Genomic DNA, 2,164 nt, shown 5'->3' with positions numbered 1-2,164 from the left:
AACGCCGAGCAACTCGACCGCGTACTCCGGCCGAAGGTGGACTCCGTGTGGAACCTGCACGAGGCGACCGCGGGCCTGGATCTGTCGATGTTCGTGCTCTACTCCTCGATCGCCGGCGTGATCGGCAGTGCGGGTCAGGCGAATTACGCTGCCGCCAACGTCTTCCTCGACGCGCTGGCCCAGCATCGTCAGGTCCTCGGACTACCCGCTACTTCGGTGGCGTGGGGACCGTGGGGAGAAGCCACGGGCATGACCCGCGATCTCGGTGACGCCGATTTCGCCCGCTGGCGCCGGGAGGGTTTCCCGCCGCTGGACAGCGCGGCGGGTATGGCGCTGTTCGACGCGGCGCTGGCCGGTGGCGGTGCCGCGTTCATCGCGGCCCACGTCGACCGGGACGCGCTCACCGCGATCGACCCCGCCGAGCTGCGGTCCACCCTGCGCGGACTGGTTCGCCCGCGGCGGGTGGCGGCAGGTGCGGGCGCCACCGGGGCGCACACGCCCGATGTGGCGGTGCGGCTGTCGGGCCGACCGACCGCCGAACAGGACGCGATCGTGCTGGAGGTGGTACTCACCCAGGCCGCCGCCGTACTGGGATACGACGGCGCGGAAGCGATCGCCCCCGATAAGCCCTTCAGCGATATCGGCTTCGATTCGCTCGGTGTCATGGAGTTCCGCAACCGGTTGAACTCCGCCGCCGGGGTGCAGTTGTCGACCACCGCGATGTTCGACTATCCGACGCCCGCCGAACTCGCGGCATCGCTACGCCGGCAGATCGCACCCGCCGAAGACCCGATGGTGCGCTTGAGCGCCGAGGTCGAGTCGCTGGCGCGCAGCTTCGCGGCAGCCGATCTCAGCCCGGCCGAGCGAGCCGACCTCGCGCACAAGTTGCTGGCCATGGGCCGGGAACTGGAAGCCGGAGAACGCGATTCGATCACGACGGCCGAGACCGCCGATCACCTCGACACCGCCGATGACGCCGAACTCTTCGACTTCATCGACAACCTCAGCTGAACAGCCACGATCAGGAGCCGCACCGATGGCCGACAACGACGAACTACGCCGGTATCTCACCAAGACCGCGAAAGCGCTCTACGACACCAAACAGCAACTGCGCGAACTGACCGACCGCTCAACTGAGCCCATCGCCATCGTCGGCATGTCCTGCCGCTACCCCGGCGGGGTCCGTTCACCGGAGGATCTGTGGCGCGTGGTCGACGGCGGCGTCGACGCGGTGGGCGAGTACCCGACCGATCGCGGCTGGGATCTCGAGCGGTTGTTCGATCCGGATCCGGATGTGCCGGGAACCATCTACACCCGCAACGGCGGCTTCCTGGATTCGGTGGCCGAATTCGATCCGGCGCTGTTCGGGATCAGCCCGCGCGAGGCGTCCGCGATGGACCCGCAGCAACGGCTGATGCTGGAAGCGACCTGGACGGCGCTCGAGGACGCGGGCATGGACCCGTTGTCGCTGCGTGGCAGCGACACCGGGGTTTTCGCCGGGGTCATCCACCAGAACTACGGTCCGCGGGTCGGCTCGCCGAATCTCAGCGCCGAGACCGAGGGCCATGCCTATCTCGGTGTGTCCAACAGCGTGCTGTCCGGCCGCATCGCCTACACCTTCGGATTCAAGGGACCGACCCTCTCGGTGGATACCGCGTGCTCGTCGTCGCTGGTCGCGCTGCACCTCGCCTGTCAGGCGCTGCGCCAGGGCGAGGCGTCGCTGGCGCTGGCCGGTGGAGTCACCGTGATGTCGGACCCGTCGCTGCTCATCGCGTTCGCGCGGCAACGCGCGCTCTCCCCTGATGCCAGGTGCAAGGCGTTCGCCGCTGCCGCCGACGGCACCGGTTTCTCCGAGGGCCTCGGCGTACTGGTGCTGGAGCGGCTGTCGCGGGCCCGCAGGCTCGGCCACACCGTGCTCGCCGTGATCCGTGGCAGCGCGGTCAATCAGGACGGCGCGAGCAACGGACTGACCGCGCCGAACGGGCCATCCCAGGAAAGTGTCATCACCCAGGCTTTGGCCAACGCGGGCCTGGCGCCCGCCGATATCGACGCGGTGGAAGCGCACGGCACCGGAACCAAGCTCGGCGACCCGATCGAGGCCCGAGCGCTGATCAACGTCTACGGCGCGCGGCCGGCGCACACACCGCTACGCCTCGGCTCACTC

The 2,164-nt window shown here is 69.0% G+C and carries 2 protein-coding genes; both read left to right on the top strand.

The features are described from left to right. A partial coding sequence (locus RJ05_RS18035; protein ID WP_036538732.1) for a beta-ketoacyl reductase occupies positions 1–1,011 on the top strand: 1,011 nt, incomplete at its 5' end. Positions 1,012–1,036: 25 nt separating this feature from the next. Next, on the top strand, positions 1,037–2,164 hold a 1,128-nt coding region (locus RJ05_RS18030), incomplete at its 3' end, for a beta-ketoacyl [acyl carrier protein] synthase domain-containing protein (protein WP_036538731.1).

The organism is Nocardia cyriacigeorgica NBRC 100375 (assembly GCF_000308555.1).
GTDB classification, from domain to species: Bacteria; Actinomycetota; Actinomycetes; order Mycobacteriales; family Mycobacteriaceae; genus Nocardia; species Nocardia cyriacigeorgica.
The sequence above is the reverse complement of the archived record's forward strand: the minus strand, read 5'-3'. Positions and strand labels throughout refer to the sequence as shown.